At 44.1% G+C, this 17924-nt stretch carries 12 protein-coding genes, 1 tRNA gene and 2 pseudogenes; 4 read left to right on the forward strand and 11 right to left on the reverse strand.

Annotated features, from left to right (window positions below):
• The 3 genes and pseudogenes from WKT20_RS15385 to WKT20_RS15395 all read right to left on the reverse strand — a co-directional run.
• Positions 1 to 263: pseudogene (locus tag WKT20_RS15385) on the reverse strand (hypothetical protein); the annotation flags it as partial.
• Positions 264 to 293: 30 nt separating this feature from the next.
• Positions 294 to 1736 (reverse strand): MBOAT family O-acyltransferase, encoded by a 1443-nt coding sequence (locus WKT20_RS15390; protein ID WP_340417660.1) that lies wholly within the window; start codon positions 1734 to 1736, stop codon positions 294 to 296.
• A gap of 11 nt (positions 1737 to 1747) precedes the next feature.
• A complete protein-coding gene (locus WKT20_RS15395; RefSeq protein WP_340417661.1) occupies positions 1748 to 3112 on the reverse strand; it encodes a metallophosphoesterase family protein in 1365 nt (454 codons plus the stop codon).
• Between the two features lie 100 nt (positions 3113 to 3212).
• On the opposite strand from WKT20_RS15395, the gene WKT20_RS15400 reads away from it, so the two are divergent.
• A complete protein-coding gene (locus WKT20_RS15400; RefSeq protein ID WP_118165773.1) occupies positions 3213 to 5186 on the forward strand; it encodes an LTA synthase family protein in 1974 nt (657 codons plus the stop codon).
• Positions 5187 to 5271: 85 nt separating this feature from the next.
• Here WKT20_RS15400 and typA read toward each other — a convergent pair whose 3' ends face one another.
• A complete protein-coding gene (gene typA, locus WKT20_RS15405) occupies positions 5272 to 7074 on the reverse strand; it encodes a translational GTPase TypA (protein WP_117701016.1) in 1803 nt (600 codons plus the stop codon).
• Between the two features lie 258 nt (positions 7075 to 7332).
• Here typA and rpsO point away from each other — a divergent pair, with 258 nt between their 5' ends.
• Entirely contained in the window at positions 7333 to 7602 is a 270-nt protein-coding gene (rpsO, locus tag WKT20_RS15410) for a 30S ribosomal protein S15 (protein ID WP_007560687.1), read from the forward strand.
• Positions 7603 to 7668: 66 nt separating this feature from the next.
• Here rpsO and WKT20_RS15415 read toward each other — a convergent pair.
• A tRNA-Arg gene (locus WKT20_RS15415) sits at positions 7669 to 7740 on the reverse strand.
• Positions 7741 to 8107: 367 nt separating this feature from the next.
• Here WKT20_RS15415 and bglX point away from each other — a divergent pair.
• Positions 8108 to 10345, forward strand: a complete 2238-nt coding sequence (gene bglX / locus WKT20_RS15420; protein ID WP_445323291.1) for a beta-glucosidase BglX — start codon at positions 8108 to 8110, stop codon at positions 10343 to 10345.
• Positions 10346 to 10413: 68 nt separating this feature from the next.
• Here the strand turns inward: bglX and murI are convergent, their stop codons facing one another.
• From murI to WKT20_RS15450, 6 genes are all read right to left on the reverse strand, one after another.
• Complete coding sequence (murI, locus tag WKT20_RS15425) at positions 10414 to 11259, reverse strand: glutamate racemase (RefSeq protein ID WP_007560683.1); 846 nt, start codon at positions 11257 to 11259, stop codon at positions 10414 to 10416.
• Positions 11260 to 11362: 103 nt separating this feature from the next.
• Entirely contained in the window at positions 11363 to 11917 is a 555-nt protein-coding gene (locus WKT20_RS15430) for an OmpH family outer membrane protein (RefSeq protein WP_118441982.1), read from the reverse strand.
• A gap of 79 nt (positions 11918 to 11996) precedes the next feature.
• A complete protein-coding gene (locus WKT20_RS15435; RefSeq protein WP_040312713.1) occupies positions 11997 to 12512 on the reverse strand; it encodes an OmpH family outer membrane protein in 516 nt (171 codons plus the stop codon).
• Between the two features lie 19 nt (positions 12513 to 12531).
• Positions 12532 to 15183, reverse strand: a complete 2652-nt coding sequence (bamA, locus tag WKT20_RS15440; protein WP_118165765.1) for an outer membrane protein assembly factor BamA — start codon at positions 15181 to 15183, stop codon at positions 12532 to 12534.
• 9 nt (positions 15184 to 15192) lie between these two features.
• Positions 15193 to 15924 carry an isoprenyl transferase gene (locus WKT20_RS15445; RefSeq protein ID WP_304210719.1) on the reverse strand — a complete coding sequence of 244 codons (732 nt, stop codon included), beginning with the start codon at positions 15922 to 15924 and terminating at the stop codon, positions 15193 to 15195.
• 27 nt (positions 15925 to 15951) lie between these two features.
• The gene (locus WKT20_RS15450) at positions 15952 to 17394 is read right to left on the reverse strand and encodes a DUF6242 domain-containing protein (RefSeq protein ID WP_340417663.1); all 1443 of its coding nucleotides are present in this window, start codon (positions 17392 to 17394) and stop codon (positions 15952 to 15954) included.
• A gap of 319 nt (positions 17395 to 17713) precedes the next feature.
• On the opposite strand from WKT20_RS15450, the pseudogene WKT20_RS15455 reads away from it, so the two are divergent.
• A pseudogene (locus WKT20_RS15455) lies at positions 17714 to 17924 on the forward strand (glycoside hydrolase family 97 protein); the annotation flags it as partial.

A 17924-nucleotide genomic window follows, 5' to 3' on the forward strand; every position in this document is an offset into this window, starting at 1 on the left:
TCTAGTAAAATCTGATTGAATCTGAACCATTCTCCGGAGATGGCTAAATTGTACGTGCTATCAGCTAGATAGGCTGGATTGATTCCACAGTTGACTACAGAGCTGCCAATAATTAGATTCTTAGTATCTTGTGTATGTTTCTCAATTAATTCTTTTTTGAAGGCTAACGCATTAGGAACCTGGCGTAGCATATATTCCACTCCTATTATGAGTAGAATGAGTGATGCGGAGAAGACACCTACATATTTTAAAAAGTTTTTCATATTGTCTCTCTATTTTATTTTTTGATATAGTTAAAACTGGAAGTAAATGAATTCGGCTTGTTTTCCAGCCAGTAAAAAAGTTGTGATAAATACGATATAGTAAATTCCCCATCGGATACTACGATATTGAAATATTCCCTTCTTTTCAATTTGTAGTCCAAATTGTTTCTCTCGTTGTATCCATTCTATGACTAATAAAATACCGATGTAGATAAGTGGATCTTTTCCATGTGCGGGAAGAGAAAAGTCAAACGTGGTGACCATACGGAATAAATATTCCCATGCTTGTTGGATTGTTTCTGCACGGAAGATAACCCATCCTATCATTGCTAAAATGAAGGTAGTTAACATCTGACAGAATTCCTTGATGGAAGGAAATATCCTGCCCTTAGCTACAATGTCTGTAGTGTATCTTCGGTTTCTTCCTCCAATAAGTAATGGCAGGAATAGCAAGCCATGAAAAGCTCCCCAAACAATGAATGTCCAGTTGGCTCCATGCCAGAAACCGCTGACAAGGAAAATGATTAAGGTATTGCGTATCGTTTTAAGTTTGCTGCACCTGCTTCCTCCTAACGGGAAGTAAATATAATCGCGAAACCAAGTTGTAAGAGATATGTGCCATCTACGCCAAAACTCTGCAATATCGCGTGAAAAATAGGGATAATTGAAATTTCGCATTAAATTAATTCCAAAGAGTCTGGCTGTACCGATGGCTATGTCGGAATATCCTGAGAAATCGCCATAAATTTGGAAAGTGAAGAAAATGGCACCTAATAGAAGCTGGCTTCCTTCTAAACTCTGATAATCGGCAAATATGGTATTGACAGCTGCCGCACAATTGTCTGCGACCACCATTTTTTTGAATAGTCCCCACAAAATTTGTCTCATTCCGTCGGTTGCTTTTTCATAAGAAAATTGCCGGCCTTGCAGGAATTGTGGTAATAAGTTGGTGGCACGTTCAATAGGTCCAGCTACCAATTGTGGGAAAAAACTGATAAAAGCGAAAAAAGCGATGATATCGTGTGTGGGCTTTATTTTATGCTGGTACACATCGATGGTATAACTCAAGGCCTGGAAGGTATAGAAGCTGATTCCTACGGGTAATAGAATGTCAAGTGTTATCCAGTCTATACCCCATCCCAGACATCTGCATAGTGCAGCCAGATTCTCGCCAAAAAAGTTACAGTATTTGAATATGCAGAGAATTAACAGGTTGAGAATAATATTGGTGGCACTGATGATTTTTTGTTTTTGGCGGTTATTCTCATTTTTCTCTAGCAGAATTCCACTTAAAAAACTACAGAATGTAGTAAATGCCATTAGGAGCAGAAATCTCCAGTCCCACCATCCATAGAATGTATAACTGGCTATTACAATAAAGAGGTTTTGCCACTTCAAGGGTTTAAAAACAAACCAATAGAGCAGAAATACAATAGGTAAAAAGATTAGGAATTCATAAGAATTGAAAAGCATAGCGGTTTTGTTTATAATTCAATATGACGTCTTTGTTTATATTCATTGATACGCTCCATGTATTTCATATCTTTTTTATTGCCAGGAGCAGGACTGAAGTTCAGGTTTTCAGGAATATCTTTTCCGCAATCTAAGATTTCTGTCTGGTCATTTTTCTTGACAATCTTGATGCAGTCATACAAGTTGCCGTTAGTTGCATCAAAGGAGTTCATGAGTAATGTATCTCCTTTTACTTGTATCTGTTGGTAGTATTTCCCGTCAATACCGAATTTATCAAAATCTTCTCCGAAGTAAATCCGGTAAGTTTTCGGAGAGCAATGGCTCACTGTATATACTGGGACTGTTGGGTTGTTATTTTCATCATGACCTGTCATTCGGCCATACGAATGTTCGTGACCTTGTAACACCAAATCGACATGATGTTCCTGAATCAGTGAGTTGAACATTGACTTCTGAATCAGGTTGTTGTATTTCCCTTTGATGGAATAAAGCGGATGATGAAGCACTACTATCTTCCAGCGTGCATTACTCTTTTCCAACTGTTCTTTCAACCATTTCCGTTGTGTCCATAAATAGAAAAATTCGCGGTTACTGTCCAAACAGAACAATTGCATGTCATTGTATTTCAGTGTGTATACCTGGTTTTCGCCTATCATGGAGTCCAGATAATAAGAGAATATCAATGAAAAGCGTCGTTCCAGTTTCCGGATGGGATATTTCAAGTAATCATGATTACCTGTTACGGTCAAGACAGGAAGACATTGTGCAATAGAATCCAGACCACGGAAAGTTTCTCCCCAGTAGGCATCAATAGGGCGTTCGGTAAGGTCGCCTCCGCATACGAGAAATTCAGTCTCAGGATGTGCTTGCAGTGCCTTTTTCAGGAAATAATTGGTTTTTCCGTTGATAGAATCTTGCACATCACCCACATATAAGAAACTGTAGCTATCCTGAGTCGGCTGATTATGAGTCTGGAAGTGATACCAGAGAGAATATTTCCCATTACTGCATACGCGATAGCTGTAAGAATGAGATGGCTTTAAGGAGCGTAGTCTGGCGACGTAGTAAGCGGCCTTTCCACTACGGGATTGGAAGACTTCACCTGTTGCATCAATATGCAAGGTATCTTTAGAGAAGGTGTCAGCCAGTTCTACATGAGAAGGATATACAATGGAATCATACTGCCAGCTGATGTTGCGCGACAAGGCATTCTCGTCTCCAAACGTCAGCAAGATTCTTCCAGGTTCGTTCAGGGGACTGTAAACTGCTTCTGGGGGATTACCGAACCAGGCATTCCATCGGGAGTTTATCCAGCAGCCTAAAGCGATGAGAATAACTGCCGTGATACTTAGTTTGATGATGCTTTTTTTCTTCATGTATCTAAAGATTTATGTAGTGAAGTTGCAAAGATATAAATAAACTGGTATTTCTATAGGTTTGCAAAAATATAACTAACTTTACCGCCCTAAAAACTAAATGGATATGAAGAATAAGACACTTTTTTCGAATGTGCTTTCGTTGGCTTGGAACTTATTGCTTGTCTATGTGTGCTATTTTATCTGCCGCTTGACATTCTTGCTGACAAACTGGAGTTTGTTTAGTGAACAGTTTGAATGGGGATATATGTGCCGTTTGTTTGGTGCCGGTACCATTTTCGATACGACAGCCATTCTTTACAGTAATGCTTTGTTTATTCTTCTGTTCTTGTTTCCTTTCCATTGGAAGGAACGGGAAGGCTTTTACCGGGTGATACGGTGGATATTTGTGATTGTAAATACTTTTTTCCTGCTTTCCAATCTGGTAGATTGCGTGTATTTCCGTTTCTCCGGACGACGTACCACCACGTCTGTGTTCCAGGAGTTCAGTCATGAAGCAGGGGGTAATCTGACATCCATCATTTTAAAAGAATTTGCGGCAAACTGGTATTTAGTGCTGTTAGCGGCGGCTCTTTGTTATTTTCTTTACCGGATGTATCGTGCTCCGCGTCTGCAGTTGTCTGGGAATAAATGGGGATATTATACGGTACAGACGCTGACACTGGTGGCAGCTATTCCGTTTGTCGTGTTTGGTATGCGAGGAGGAATGACGGCTGCTACCCGTCCTATAACCATCAGTAATGCTAACCAGTATGCCGACAGGCCGGTAGATGCCTGCCTGGTATTGAATACTCCTTTTTCTTTGTTCCGCACATTAGGAAAAACGGCATTTGTGATTCCTCAATATTTGACAGATGCGGAAGCGGAAAAGGTTTATACTCCTCTTCATGTTCCGGCTGATTCCGTGCAGTTCCGTCCGATGAATGTGGTGGTGCTGATTGTGGAAAGCTTCAGTAAAGAATTTGTAGGTAGTTTTAATCCACATCTCGATAACGGGACCTATAAAGGCTATACTCCTTTTCTGGATTCTTTGTTGACTAAAGGACTGACCTTTGAATATTCTTATAGTAATGGCCGGAAGAGTATTGACGGCATGCCGTCTGTATTGTCCTCCATTCCAAGCTTTGTAGAGCCGTTTTTCCTGACTCCTGCTTCACTGAATGATGTGTCCAGCCTGGCACGCGAGTTAAAGTATAAGGGATATTATTCGGCTTTCTTCCATGGGGCCATGAACGGTTCAATGGGTTTTCAAGCTTTTGCCAATTCTGTGGGTTTTGACAGCTACTGGGGACGTACGGAATATAATGAGGATCCGGCGTTTCATGGAGATGATGATTTTGACGGTACATGGGCTATATGGGACGAAGAGTTTTTGCAGTTCTATTGCAAGCGAATGACGGAGTTTAAAGAGCCTTTTATTACTTCAGTCTTTACGGCTACCTCGCATAATCCGTATGCACTGCCCGAACGGTATAAGAATGTATTTCCTAAAGGAACTCATCCGATACATGAATGTATAGGTTATACAGATAATGCCTTGCGTCAGTTCTTTGCAACGGCTTCTCGTCAGCCTTGGTTTAAGAATACGCTTTTTGTATTGACGGCCGACCATGCCAGTATGAACGAACATCCGGAGTATGTGACAGATTTGGGTGCTTACAAGGTTCCAATCTTATTTTATGCTCCCGGTTTGCCGGAGCTGAAAGGGCGGAACACAGAAATGATTGTGGAGCAAATCGATATTATGCCTACGGTGCTGGGCATACTTGGGTATGACCGTCCTTATATAGGCTTCGGGCAGGATGCACTTCATACGCCACTGAGTGAAAAATTTGCCGTGAACTATATTAATGGCAGCGGCATCTACCAGTTCCTGAAAGGTGATTACCTGATTCAGTTCGACGGAGAAAAAGTGATTCATGCCTATCGTTTCCGTACAGATGTACTGATGAAGGACGATGTGAAAGACAGCATGCCGCAGGAAGTGCGGAAAGAAATGGAAACCCAGCTGAAGTCAATCATCCAGCAGTACATGCAGCGGATGAACAACAATGAGCTGGTTTATAGAGAATAACTTAAAACAGCATATAAAAAGTAAACCGGACTTTCACGAGGCGAGAACCTCTGAAAGTCCGGTTTACTTTTATATAAAGAATGAATTAGTTCTTGTTGGCACGTTTACGTTCCGTTTCGTCCAGAATGACTTTACGCATACGCATGCTCTTCGGAGTTACTTCCACGTATTCATCTTCCTTGATGTATTCCAACGCTTCTTCCAGCGAGAAGATAACCGGCGGAATGATACGGGCCTTGTCGTCAGAACCAGAAGCACGCATGTTGGTCAGCTTCTTTGATTTGGTTACGTTAATCACCAGGTCGTTTTCATGAACGTGTTCACCTACCACCTGTCCGGCATATACTTCGTCTTGCGGATAGATAAAGAACTTACCGCGATCCTGCAACTTGTCGATGGCGTAAGCAAAGGCAGTTCCTGATTCCATGGCAATCATTGAACCGTTGGTACGGCGAGGAATGTCGCCCTTGAACGGCTGGTATTCCTTGAAGCGGTGAGCCATGATGGCTTCTCCCTGAGAAGCAGTCAGCACGTTGGTACGCAGACCGATGATACCGCGTGACGGCATGTCAAATTCAATGTTTACACGGTCGCCCTGAGTTTCCATGGATACCATTTCACCTTTACGGCGGGTTACCATATCAATCATCTTGCTAGCAAATTCTTCAGGCACGCTGATGGTCAGTTCTTCAATCGGTTCGCACTTCACACCGTCGATTTCCTTGAAGATAACCTGCGGTTGTCCTACCTGAAGTTCGTAACCTTCACGACGCATGGTTTCAATCAATACAGACAAGTGGAGCACACCACGTCCGGAAACAATCCATTTTCCGTCTTCGTTTTCCGTCTTGCGTACGCGCAGTGCCAGGTTCTTGTCCAACTCTTTCGTCAGGCGGTCGTGAATGTGACGTGAAGTCACGTATTTTCCTTCCTTACCGAAGAATGGAGAGTCGTTGATGGTGAACAGCATGCTCATGGTCGGTTCGTCGATAGCGATAGGTGGCAGCGGTTCCGGATTTTCGAAGTCGCAGATGGTATCACCGATTTCGAAGCCTTCCACACCGATGATGGCACAGATGTCGCCAGAAGATACGGATTCTACTTTCTTGCGGCCCAGTCCTTCGAAGGTATGTACTTCCTTGATTTTAGATTTCACCAATGTACCGTCGCGTTTAGCCAGGGTGATGTTCATACCTTCTTTCAGCGTACCTCTGTGCACGCGGCCTACGGCAATACGTCCGGTATAAGAAGAATAGTCAAGTGAAGTAATCAGCATCTGCGGAGTTCCTTCCAGCTGTTTCGGAGCCGGAATGTATTTCACGATGGCGTCCAGCAGCGGAGTGATGGTGCCGGTCGGAGTTTTCCAGTCTTCACCCATCCAGTTGTTCTTGGCAGAACCGTAGATTACCGGGAAGTCCAGCTGGTCTTCTGTGGCGTTGAGGCTGAACATCAGGTCGAACACCATTTCATATACTTCTTCCGGACGGCAGTTCGGTTTGTCTACCTTGTTTACCACTACGATAGGTTTCAATCCAATTTGCAGGGCTTTCTGAAGCACGAAGCGGGTCTGCGGCATCGGACCTTCAAAAGCGTCTACCAGCAGAATACATCCGTCGGCCATGTTCAAGACACGTTCCACTTCTCCACCGAAGTCGGCGTGTCCCGGAGTATCGATAATGTTGATTTTTGTACCGTTGTAATTGATGGATACGTTTTTAGAAAGAATGGTTATACCTCTTTCACGCTCCAGGTCGTTGTTATCCAAAACCAGTTCACCGTTGGTCTGGTCGTTGCGGAACAGATGTCCCGCCAGCATCATCTTGTCCACCAGAGTTGTTTTTCCGTGGTCAACGTGAGCAATAATGGCAATGTTTCTAATGTCTTGCATACTATACCTATATATAATTGTGTGCAAAATTACTGTTTTTCAGCGAAAGACAGGTATTTTATGCAGGGTTTTTATATTTTTTGGCGTAAACGCAGGGGAGAAGACCGGTCTTTCTGAGGGTGAAAGTCGGAGAGGAGCGATGAAGAAGATTCTGTCTTTTCGTGTGAAAAAAAGATGTAAAACGCTTGTAGTCTGAAAGATTATGCTTACCTTTGCATCCGCAAATCAAATTTATACATTTTAATAAATAGTCAAATTATGTATTTAGACGCAGCTAAAAAACAAGAAATCTTTGGAAAGTACGGAAAGTCTAACACTGATACTGGCTCACCTGAAGCGCAGATAGCATTGTTTTCATACCGTATTTCTCACCTGACTGAGCACATGAAGCTCAACAGAAAAGATTATAGCACTGAAAGAGCTTTGACAACTTTGGTAGGTAAGCGTCGTTCTTTGCTGAACTACCTGAAGAGCCGTGATATCGAAAGATACCGTGCTATTGTTAAAGAACTTGGTCTTCGTAAGTAATCCGTTACTTGCTGCAGGCAAAAAAATAAGCCGCTTTTCCTTCAAGGGAGAGCGGCTTATTTTTTGTACCCTCGTCGGGAATCGAACCCGAATCTAAAGTTTAGGAAACTTCTATTCTATCCGTTGAACTACAAGGGCAATCTTCCGCAAAAGTAAGTCTTTTTATTGAATATCCATGATTTTGGTATGAAAAAAGCGGTTTCCTGTTGATTTTTACGCCTTTTTTCAGCTGCTATGGGAAACCTTGAAGCGTTTGGAAGAGAATGCCAAAGGGTTTTGTTTGAAACACAAGTTCATTTGAGGTAAGACGCACTTGTGTTTCCTTTCGAATGCACTTGTGTTTTTTTAAAATGTACTTGCGTTCTGGTAAGTGCGAAAATAAACCTCGTATTTCTGGCTCGTTTTGTTTGAAAAATTGATATTTTTGGAGGAACGAATTCTAAAAAATACGATATCTATGGGAAAAATAAGTCAGTTTGTAAAGGCGGGGGCCTTGATTTTGTCAATGGCAGGATGTTCTTCGCCGAATTCCGGGGGAAAGGATGCGGAGATGGACCGCTTTATCAGTGACCTGATGGGAAGGATGACCTTGCAGGAAAAGTTAGGACAGTTGAATCTGCCGGCTGGGAATGACCTAGTGTCGGGAGCAGTGAAGAACAGCAAGATGGCAGAAGCTATCCGGGCTGGTGAGGTCGGCGGCTTTTTCAATGTGAAGGGAGTGGATAAGATTTACCAGATGCAGCGTATGGCGGTGGAGGAGACTCGTCTGGGAATTCCTTTGATAGTGGGTGCTGATGTGATTCACGGGTACGAAACAATCTTCCCGATTCCGTTGGCCCTTTCTTGTAGCTGGGATACGGCGGCGGTGACACGTATGGCACGTATTTCTGCCACGGAAGCTAGTGCCGATGGAATCAGCTGGACCTTCAGTCCGATGGTAGACATCTGTCGGGATGCCCGCTGGGGACGTATTGCAGAAGGAAGTGGGGAGGACCCATACCTCGGTGCGCTGATGGCCGGAGCGTATGTGCGCGGTTATCAGGGTGACGGCATGAAGCAGAACAATGAAATCATGGCCTGTGTGAAGCACTTTGCACTGTATGGAGCTTCGGAATCGGGACGTGACTACAATTCGGTGGATATGAGTCGAAACCTGATGTATAATGTGTACCTGGCTCCTTATAAAGGGGCGGTGGAAGCCGGAGTGGGTTCGGTGATGAGCTCGTTTAATACCATCAACGGGGTACCTGCTACAGCCGACAAATGGCTGCTGACGGATTTGCTCCGCAATGAGTGGGGGTTCACGGGGTTTGTGGTGACCGACTACAATTCGATTGGTGAGATGAAGACTCATGGGGTGGCCGACTTGAAGGAGGCTTCTGCACGGGCGTTGAATGCAGGAACGGACATGGATATGGTGGCACATGGTTTCTTGCATACGCTGGAAGCTTCATTGAAGGAGAAGGCCGTGACGCAGGAGCGGATTGACGAGGCCTGCCGTCGGGTATTGGAAGCCAAGTATAAGTTAGGATTGTTTGAGAATCCTTATAAGTATTGTGATACGTTTCGAGGACGCAAGGAATTGTTTACGGAGGCGAATCGTAAAGCGGCACGTGAGATTGCGGCTGAAACGTTTGTGCTGTTGAAGAACGAGGGTAAGTTGTTGCCTTTGCAGAAAAAAGGACGCATTGCATTGATTGGGCCGATGGCTGATGCGCAGAACAATATGTGCGGCACGTGGAACATGGATTGTCAGACAGATCGCCATGTGACGATGTACGAAGCTTTCCGTCGTGCGGTAGGTGATAAGGCTACGGTTTCTTATGCCAAAGGAAGCAACGTGTATTATAGTGAGCATATAGAGAAAGGGGCGGTCGAACCTCGTCCGCTGACACGTGGCGATGACCGTCAGTTGCGGGCTGAGGCTTTGCGCGTGGCGGCTTCTGCCGATGTGATTGTGGCTGCATTGGGTGAGAGTGCCGAGATGAGCGGGGAGTCTTCTTCTCGTACAGATATTCAGATCCCGGATGCGCAGAAAGATTTGTTGAAGGCATTGGTAGCTACCGGAAAGCCGGTGGTACTGGCTTTGTTTACCGGTCGTCCGCTGGATTTATGCTGGGAGTCTGAGCATGTACCGGCTATCCTGAATGTGTGGTTTGCCGGCAGTGAAGCGGGTGATGCCATTGCCGATGTGATGTTTGGTGACGTGTCTCCTTCGGGTAAGCTGACTACGAGTTTCCCACGTGCGGTGGGGCAGTTGCCGCTTTATTATAATCACCTGAATACGGGTCGTCCGGATACGGATGATACCACTTTCAACCGTTATGGCAGCAATTACATCGACCAGAGTAATGAACCGCTTTATCCTTTTGGCTATGGTTTGAGTTATACCACTTTCCGTTACGGTAATTTGCAGTTGAGTGCGGAGCGTATGGCTAAGGGTGGGCAGTTGAAGGTAACCGTGCCTGTAACCAATTCAGGTGAGTGCGATGGAATAGAGATTGTGCAGCTGTATCTTCATGATGTGTATGCGGAAATCTCCCGTCCGGTGAAGGAACTGAAAGCTTTCCGCCGTGTGGCCCTTAAAAAGGGAGAGACACAGAATGTAGAGTTTGTGCTCGATGAGGATGATTTGAAGTATTATAATTCTCGTCTGGAATATGGATATGAACCGGGAGAGTTTGAAGTGATGGTAGGTCCGGACAGCCGGAATGTGCAGCACGCGACTTTTGTGGCTGAATAGAAGTCAGTTCATATAAAACAAAAATGGTCCGTCTCTGTGAGAAGATTCAGAGGCGGACCATTTTTGTTTTATTCAAGTTGGACGTTGCGTACATGTACGTCTGTGCAGTGTAAGAATACTGAAGCCGATTCCCGGAATTTCTCGACCGATTCTGTGGTGAGAAACTCCCGTCGCTTGTTCTTGGAACAGCGTGCGTCCATGTCTGGATGACGCGACAGATAGTCCTTCAGGCTTTCGCTTACATACTCGCCTTGCGTTACCAGTCGGATGTGCGAGGGGGTGTACTGCCGTATCTTTTGCAGAAGCAGGGGATAGTGCGTACAGCCTAAAATCAGAGTGTCGATGTCCGGGTCTTTCTGCAGGATGGTATCAATGTATTTCTTGACGAAATAGTCGGCTCCGTCACCGTCGTATTCCTTGTTCTCTACCAGTGGCACCCACATGGGGCAGGCCATTCCTGTGACCTGAATGTCCGGAAAAATCTTTTTAATCTCCAGCGGATAGGATTCGGAGCGTACGGTGCCGGCTGTGGCCAGCAGACCTACGTGCCCGTTGCGAGTGATTTCACCGATACATTCCACTGTGGGGCGGATTACTCCCAATACGCGGCGGGTCGGATCCATGTGAGGAAGGTCGTTCTGCTGGATGCTGCGAAGAGCCTTGGCGGAAGCCGTATTGCAGGCCAGGATGACCAGCGGGCAGCCCAGTTCAAACAATTTCTTGACAGCCTGTAGGGTGAAGTCGTAGACCACTTCGAACGAGCGTGTGCCGTATGGAGCACGGGCATTATCTCCCAAGTACAGGTAATCGTACTGTGGCAGTCGTTCGATGAATTTTCCTAAAATGGTAAGACCTCCGTATCCGGAGTCGAAAACTCCGATGGGACCGGTGTGAGGGGCAGATAGAGGGTACATGGGAAAACGTTTGAAAGGTTTGAAAAGAAAAATGTCATTCAGAGAAATCTTTTTCGTGTTTCTCTGAATGACATGTAGTCAGGACGACAAAGAGTTCCTTTTATTACTGAGCAGAATTTGCTGCAGGAGCTACCGGAGTAGCAGGAACAGCTGTCAGGCTGATGCCCAACTTAGTCTTGATGTCGTTTGTAATATCTTTTGACTGAGTTTCGTCAATGTAAGGAATGTCAGTACGGTTCAAATCGAATACGTAAGTATAAGCACCAGCTTTACCTACAGCCTTAACGGCATCTTCCAGTTTTTTGTAGATAGGTTCCATCATGTCACCGTATGCTTTCTGCAACTGCTGCTGTGCATCCTGCTGGAACTGCATACCTTTTTCCTGCAAATCCTGCAGCTCTTTCTGGCGGCGTTCCTGAATATTTTGTGGCAGGTTCTTCTGTTCCTGCTGGTATTCTGCAAATTTCTTGTTGAATTCGTCAGAAGCACGTTTGATTTCGTCTTCGTATTGTTTCTGCATGGTCTGGATGTCTGTCTGTGCCTTAGCCCATTCCGGCATTACAGGGATAATATCCATTGATTTAAAGTGCGCAAATTTTTGTGCGAATACACTCATCGGTGCGATGAGCAAAAGTAAAAAAGCAATTTTCTTCAACATAATCTCAAGTTTCTATTTGTTATTAATTAATTCAGTGTATAAAACAGGGTTCTTATCACCTGGTTGCAAATGTATAAAATTAATTTGAATATCCTAATTTTGCAAGAACCTCATTGCTTATATCAATGCGTGGGGAAGCAAAAATCATGCTCTGTGCTGACGCACGGTCTATTACGGCATCATATCCGCGCTGGGTAGCAATCTCTTTCACGGCATTGTAGATGGCATCCTGAATCGGAGAAATCAGCTCCTGGCGTTTCTTCATCAGTTCGCCTTCCGGTCCGAAATATTGCTTGCGGAGTTCTGCCGCTTCTTTTTCTTTGGCTACGATAGCTTCCTCTTTGCTGGTTTTCTGAGTAGCAGAAAGTGTGTTGGCGCTTTTCTGGTAATCTTCATACAGCTTTTTTGCTTCGTTGGCTTTGGCCTCAATCTGGCTTTGCCATTGCTTTGACAGTGACTCCATCTGTTGGTTGGCCTGTTGATAAGAAGGAATCTGCTTGAGGATATACTCCATATCTACCAGTGCGAATTTCTGTGCTGAGGCCATACCCACGGCGGCCACTAACAGCATAACGGATAAAATGAGTCTCTTCATAATCATTGGTTTTTAAGTGTTAGAATTCTTGTCCGATGATAAAGTGGAACTGGCTTCCGCTGTATTGCATTGAACCGTCAATCTTGTCGAAACCGTAAGCCCAGTCGATACCCATCATACCAATCATTGGCAGGAAGATACGTACACCGAATCCGGCAGAACGTTTCAACTGGAAGGGGTTAAAGTCGGTCACGTTGTTCCATGCGTTACCTGCTTCCACGAAGCCCAGTGCATAGATACTGGTAGAGTTTTCCAGCATCAGCGGGTAGCGGAGTTCGGCACCCAGACGGATGTAAGCATAACCTTCACTTCCGTACGGAGTCAATGAACCGTTTTCATATCCACGCAGGGCGATGGTTTCGGATGCGTAGTTGTAGCTGTAACCTGTCATACCGTCACCTCCCACGTAGAAGGTTTCAAACGGTGAACGTTTGTATTTGTTGAAGTGACCGAGGATACCGAATTCTGTACGGGTCATGATAACCGGACATTTCTGGATATCCATCAAGGCTGTATAAGTTTTGGCTTTGAATTTCCACTTGTGGTATTCAATCCACTTGTACATGCTGGCCGCATCGTGGTAGTTGTCTTTACCGTAAGTAGAGTAGTCCTTCTTGCTAAACAGAGAGTACGGCGGAGTAATCTGCAAAGAAGCCGAGAATTCTGAACCGTAACGCGGGAAAATCGGGTTATCCGTAGAGTTACGTGACAAGGTCAGGTTTAGGCTCAGGTTATTACAGTTACCGGTGTTCATGTACTGTCCGTTGTTCAGTTTGATATAGAGGTAACTCCAGTCTTTCAGCATGAATCGCTGGTAAGATAATTCAGCCGACAAGGTAAAGTAGTCATCCGGCCAGCGCAGACGCTTACCCCATCCTACAGATACACCGAACATCTTGATAGACTTGTCGGGGTTGTAGTAAGATTCGTAGTTGTCATAATAGCTTCCGTAGCCTCCGTAATATCCGTATCCGCTTAACATGTTGTAGTAGTTGTTCATGTAGGCAGAGTTATAATATTGGCTGCTTACGTCGGTCTGGATAGAGTAGAAAGCAGAAACAGAGAACGAGTTCGGACGCTTGCCGCCAAACCATGGGTCGAAGAACGATACGCTGTATGACTGATAGTAGCGTCCGTTGGTCTGTCCACTGATGGTCAGTGTTTGTCCGTCACCTTGTGGCAGGATACCGCGGTAGTTGTCGTTCTTGCGGAACAAGTTCGCAAATGAGAAGTTAGTAAACTTCAAGCTCAACTTACCGATGACACCAGTCTGTCCCCAACCTGCGGAGAATTCCACCTGGTCGTTAGCTTTTGATTCCAGTCCCCAGTTGATGTCTACTGTACCGTCCTGGAAGTTCGGCTGTACATCCGGTTTGATATTCTCAGGGTTGAAGTGTCCCATCTGTGCGATTTCACGGTAAGAACGTTCCAGTGCTTCTTTACTGAAGAGGTCGCCCGGGCGGGTACGTAACTCACGACGTACAATGTTTTCATACAGACGGTCATTACCGTTGATACGTACGTGGCTGATGCTAGCCTGCGGACCTTCCGTGATACGCATTTCCAAGTCGATAGAGTCACCGTCAATGTTTACCTCCACCGGATCGAGGCGGTAGAACACATATCCGCGGTTATAGTAGTTGTTACCGATTGCGTCTTCATCGTTAGAGATACGGTCGTTCAGCAACTTCTGGTTATATACATCACCGCGTTTCATGCGGAGCTGTTCGTTCAACAGGTCAGAAGGATATACCGTGTTACCTACCCAGGTGATGTCACGAAGGTAATATTTTTGTCCTTCGTAGATCTTCATGTAGACATCTACCGTCTTTTCATCGTATGAAGATACACTGTCTTCTACGATTTGTGCATCACGATAACCTAATTCGTTGTATTTATCGATGATTTTCTGCTTGTCTTCTTCGTAACGTTCATTGATAAACTTCTTGGCACGGAAAAGGTTGATCAGTTTACCTTTTTCGTTGGTCTTCTTCATGACACGTTTCAGTTTCTTGTCGGCCAAGACCTCATTTCCTTCAATGGTAATCTTGTGGACTTTGACTTTGGCCTTCTTGTCAATGTTCACGTCTACATATACCTGTTCCTTATTTTCTGGGTCTTCACGCTCCACGATGTTAACTTCTGCATTCTTGAAACCTTTTTCATCAAAATGTTTCTTGATCAGAATTTTAGCACGGTCAATCAAGTTCGGTGTAACCTGTGTACCTTTTGCCATACCCAGTTTAGCCTGCAAGTCTTCGCGCTCACTCTTTTTCACACCATGGATTACGATGTCGGTAATACGCGGACGTTGTGTCAGCTGGATAGACAGGTAAATTTTATTGTCTACAATTTTGTCTGCTACGATTTTCACGTCAGAGAACAAACCATGACGCCAGTATCTTTTTACTGCCGAGGTGATGTCATCTCCTGGTACGGTGATAGTCTGTCCGACAGCCAAGCCGGAAATACCTATCAGGACATAATCCTCATAGTTCTTTACTCCGCTGACCTTGATGTCGGCGATTTCATATTTTTTAGGTGTTCCGTTGTAAAGGATAATTGGTTTATCGCTTTGTTCAGTTGTATTATTGTCCTGTGCATATCCCCCCATTGGAGCAGACGAAAGACATGCAGCAATCAATAGGATAAGTGAAAAACGGTTTTGCATTGTTCTTTGTTAAATTTGTTCACTGGTTTTGCCGAATCGGCGTTCTCTTTTTTGAAAGTCACAAATAGCCTTACACAATTCTTCGGCCTTGAAGTCCGGCCAGAAAGTGTCACAGAAGTACAGTTCTGCGTAAGCGCACTGCCAGAGCAGATAGTTGCTTAATCGGATTTCACCGCCTGTTCTGATTAACAAGTCCGGGTCGGGCATATAATGAGTGGCCAGACATCGGTCGATGGTCTGGTCTGTAATTTCCTCGGGAGTGAGTATTCCTTCTTTCACTTCACGGGCAATTTTTTTGACAGCCTCCGTGATTTCCCACTTAGAAGAATAGCTTAATGCTAAAGTCAGACACATTCCCGTGTTCTTTGACGTACGTTCGATGCACTTGTTCAATCGTGCAAGTACGTTTTCCGGCAATTTTTCTGTTTCGCCGATGATGCGGAAACTGATGTTGTTCTTCATGAAGGTTTCTTCTTCAATAGAGTCCATAAGCAAACTCATCAGTGCGGCAACCTCGTCTACCGGACGATTCCAGTTTTCGGTAGAGAATGTATAAAGAGTCAGATACTTCACGCCCAGCCGTGCGGCTTCTTCCGCAATGACATGTACGGTTTCGGCGCCAGCCTGGTGTCCGAAAGTACGGGCATGTCCCTGCTGTTTGGCCCAGCGTCCGTTGCCATCCATGATGATAGCAATATGTGCCGGTATCCGGTTCTTGTCAATTTGGTCTTTATATAGCATCGCTTTGTTGTTTTTCAGTTTTTTAGATTACCATTTAGGAGTGAATCCCAGTCGGTTGATACGTCCTCGGCTGATGCTTCCATCTTCCCACACAATCCAGATAAAGTTACCTCTGGACGTTCCGTTTTCCAGTTTGGGAGTTACGGCGCATGAATAATTGCCGTGGTGTGTAGTATAAAGTGTGCCGAATTCTGCTGGGAAAGCCATACATTCAGTGACAGGTCTCCAGCAAAGTCCGTTATCGGTAGAACAATAGAACTGGCTGAAAGGTTTCACTTCCGGTTTTACACTTTCCCCACCGAAAGCATACAGCTTTCCGTCGTAGTAAATCATGGTGACGTTTTTCAGGTTCGGCAGTGGAAGATTCTGCATTCTTGTTTCCCATTTGCTATCACTTGACATGCGGTTGAATACCAACGCTGTTGTGTCATTGGCTGTAGTGCCCTGATTATAGCAAAGAGCTACAGTAGTAGTAACGTTGCTGTTGTAAGATGCAGTAGTTGTATTGGAGAAGAAAGGCTTACCTGCTGTAAATTGTGTGAACGGGTTTGTATCTTCTGTCCATACATTTTCTTTATATATGCCACTCTTTCCGCCTTTAACAGCGTAGAGTTCCTTTGTGACATCATTTCCACCAATCAGTATTTCGAATACATCTGTACCTGCGGAGGTAATTTCATTGGTGGTTACATCCAGTTTATAGAGCCTCTTATTGTTAACTGTGTCTGCCAGGAAATAAATGTTTTCTGTCCATACAGTAGCAGAGTAAGTATCTATATTTGCGGGTACACTTGCAACGGGAGTCCATGAAGTAGGATTGTCATTTGCTACATCCGAGTATTCAATTTGGGTATTGTTGCCATTTTTCCCGAATACATATACTTTCCCGTTAGCATATACAGCTTTCTGTTCACTTAAATTTCCGGCACTGAATGAATTGTCAAACTTCTTCCATGAGATAGTGTCTGGAACCTGCTGGTGTACGTTGATTTTCACTTTATAAGCCTGTCCGATTGCACCGCTGTAAGCATATACCTTAAATTCAATAGGGGTAACAGTAGACATGGTACGAGTGTCTCCTGAAAAATCGATAGAGTCTGTAGAAGTCCACAACGTATCTTTATCTGTTCCTTTGGGTCTGTAGGCCAGTGCACCGGCGTCGTAAGTCACGCTGGTTATCACTTTGTCAATGTGAGTACCATAAGGGAGTGAATCTTTATTCTCGATTTCTCTTGTCATTTGATTGATGGTGAATGGATATTCTGAGCAATCTAGTGTATCCACATACGCACTATCTTTCCCATCCTTATCTTTCCCTATTCGGTCAATGTTCAATGTACTCAATGAAAATCCTGTAATACTGGTTTCTGAGGTATAAGTGACCTGTTCCACATCATTATCCAAACACGATGTCATTATAGATGTTGCAGCAAAGAGTACTGCAATCAATGGCAAAAACTTTATTTTCATCTGCAAATGAGTTCTTTTAATTACAAGTTGCAAAAGTAGAAAGTTTTTCCTCGATTCCTCGCTTTTAGGGGAAGTTTTATATAAAATTATATTGTTATCTCCTCTTTATCAAGCTCTGTTGCATATTGTCCTGTTTTGTTAAAGGGCACAAGACTGTGCAAAAAGTCGCTTTTTCAGTATATTATAAGAACTTTTTATGGGTAAAAATTGTTTATATTCCCTTTGTATATCGATATTGTCCTGTATAAAACGGTTTTATACAATTTGTTTACTGAAAGAACGGATAATTTTGTAATCCAATAAAAACGAATAAATAACTATGTACAGACAATTAATTTCTAATTCATGGAAAGCATGCCTTCTTTTCGTATGTGTATTCTTTTCTGGTATAACAGTGAAAGCAGATGATAGTTTATACTCTCCTAATAAGAAAATAGGAGTGAGCTGGGATAATCCGGCGAAAGGATTGCGTGTGATTTATAAAAAAGGAGATACTTCGGTTCCGGTAGTTCAGTTAAAGAATATAGGAC

It is taken from the genome of Phocaeicola sp. ICN-14070, from assembly GCF_037892625.1.
Classification (GTDB): domain Bacteria; phylum Bacteroidota; class Bacteroidia; order Bacteroidales; family Bacteroidaceae; genus Phocaeicola; species Phocaeicola plebeius.

What these genes read in the sequence shown, in the direction of transcription:
- WKT20_RS15390 (WP_340417660.1), bottom strand. Translation starts at nt 1,736, where the DNA reads ATGCTTTTCAATTCTTATGAATTCCTAATCTTTTTACCTATTGTATTT.
- WKT20_RS15395 (WP_340417661.1), bottom strand. Translation starts at nt 3,112, where the DNA reads ATGAAGAAAAAAAGCATCATCAAACTAAGTATCACGGCAGTTATTCTC.
- WKT20_RS15400 (WP_118165773.1), top strand. Translation starts at nt 3,213, where the DNA reads ATGGATATGAAGAATAAGACACTTTTTTCGAATGTGCTTTCGTTGGCT.
- typA (WP_117701016.1), bottom strand. Translation starts at nt 7,074, where the DNA reads ATGCAAGACATTAGAAACATTGCCATTATTGCTCACGTTGACCACGGA.
- rpsO (WP_007560687.1), top strand. Translation starts at nt 7,333, where the DNA reads ATGTATTTAGACGCAGCTAAAAAACAAGAAATCTTTGGAAAGTACGGA.
- bglX (WP_445323291.1), top strand. Translation starts at nt 8,108, where the DNA reads ATGGCAGGATGTTCTTCGCCGAATTCCGGGGGAAAGGATGCGGAGATG.
- murI (WP_007560683.1), bottom strand. Translation starts at nt 11,259, where the DNA reads ATGTACCCTCTATCTGCCCCTCACACCGGTCCCATCGGAGTTTTCGAC.
- WKT20_RS15430 (WP_118441982.1), bottom strand. Translation starts at nt 11,917, where the DNA reads ATGTTGAAGAAAATTGCTTTTTTACTTTTGCTCATCGCACCGATGAGT.
- WKT20_RS15435 (WP_040312713.1), bottom strand. Translation starts at nt 12,512, where the DNA reads ATGAAGAGACTCATTTTATCCGTTATGCTGTTAGTGGCCGCCGTGGGT.
- bamA (WP_118165765.1), bottom strand. Translation starts at nt 15,183, where the DNA reads ATGCAAAACCGTTTTTCACTTATCCTATTGATTGCTGCATGTCTTTCG.
- WKT20_RS15445 (WP_304210719.1), bottom strand. Translation starts at nt 15,924, where the DNA reads ATGCTATATAAAGACCAAATTGACAAGAACCGGATACCGGCACATATT.
- WKT20_RS15450 (WP_340417663.1), bottom strand. Translation starts at nt 17,394, where the DNA reads ATGAAAATAAAGTTTTTGCCATTGATTGCAGTACTCTTTGCTGCAACA.